The sequence below is a fragment of the Levilactobacillus bambusae genome, assembly GCF_003124125.1.
Classification (GTDB): Bacteria; Bacillota; Bacilli; order Lactobacillales; family Lactobacillaceae; genus Levilactobacillus; species Levilactobacillus bambusae.
The window spans coordinates 1-1,411 of sequence record NZ_QCXQ01000020.1; the positions used below are offsets into that span (position 1 = coordinate 1).

Genomic DNA, 1,411 nt, shown 5'->3' on the forward strand with positions numbered 1-1,411 from the left:
TCCCTGTGATTTCTGTGAAGGCACCCCGTGTTCCAGAGCCATTTTCTCGTGAAATCACCTCAATCGTTCCTGAAGCTGACTGTTTGGAAGCAGCTGACTGATTGCCACAGGCAACAAGCCCAAATCCTGATAAGCCAATGGCTGCAAGAGTAAGCATTTTTTTGAATTTCATAATAATCACCTTTATCCCTATGTATTTTTCTTGTGTAGGCTTACTACATTTATAGTCTAACAAGTCTTTGTAAAGGTTTATCCCTGATTCATGTAAAGATTGTGTAAAGAATCAAAAAAAGCCACTTTTGAAAAATGGCTGCTCCTAAAAATAGCTTAAAAAATTATTAGTCCTGTGCGAAAGATTGGTTAGGAAGAAAAATCGTGAAGCAACTGCCTCTGCCAAGCTGACTCGTCACCGTGACTTGGCCACCTAATAATTGACTGAGTTCTTTGACAATGGCAAGGCCAAGACCAGTGCCACCAGTTTGTCTGCTTCGACCTTTATTAACTCGGTAAAAACGTTCAAAAATACGATCCTGCTCTAATTGACTAATACCAATCCCTGTATCTGATACAGAAATCTTAATGCCTTCGTTCACCTTTTGGGTCTTGACCTCAATTTTTCCCCCTTGTTCAGTGTAACGGATGGCATTGGATAAAAGATTGAGTAAGATTTGGGAAAGTAATTGACTATCTGATACGAGGGTGACATCATCTGGCACCTGCACCTTTAGCTGTAAATCCTTCTTCTTGAGCTGAGGTTGCAAGCTTTGAGTCAAATCCTGTACAAATTCTGCCAAAGAAAGGGTCGTCCATTGTATAGGCATTTGTTGAGCCTTAGATAAGGTAAGAAGATGCTCAACAATATGCTCAAGACGCAAACTTTCTTTGTAAATAATGTCTAGAAAGTCATCCTTGAGCGCTTCTTCTTCAGCTGACATCCCCTTAATGGTTTCAGCAAAGCCCTTAATCGAAGTAACTGGTGTCCTCAATTCATGGGAGGCATTTGAGACAAAGGCTAAATTTAACTTTTCATAAGTTCTAATCGTTGTTAAATCATATAGCAAGACGAGCACAGCTTCCACAGATTGGGTGGGGCTAAAAACGGGAACTGCTGTCACTTCTAAAATCAAGTCACCCTCATGAAACCCACTTACTTCTTGTTTTAACCTTGTTTTTTGATCAAAGGCTTGGTGAACTAAATTCCGAATATCCATCCGTTTGAGGTCATCAAGTGAACTTATGTCGCCGTCCACATCGGGAAAATAATGAGGCAGAGAGCGACTGGATAATAACATCTGACCTTGAGCGGAAACTAAAAACGTCCCCATGGTTAGGTGCGACAGAAGAACCTCCATTGTTTCGGCTAGATCCTTGTATTGCTGATCCTGTTGGGAGACTTTGGTTTTTAGGCCAG

The 1,411-nt window shown here is 41.0% G+C and carries 1 protein-coding gene and 1 pseudogene; both read right to left on the reverse strand.

What is annotated here, in order from left to right; translation table 11 throughout:
• Positions 1-172 (reverse strand): annotated as a pseudogene (locus tag DCM90_RS10255) (substrate-binding domain-containing protein); the annotation flags it as partial.
• A gap of 166 nt (positions 173-338) precedes the next feature.
• Positions 339-1,411: two-component system histidine kinase PnpS (gene pnpS, locus DCM90_RS09680; RefSeq protein WP_109251159.1), on the reverse strand; the 1,073-nt coding region annotated here is incomplete at its 5' end.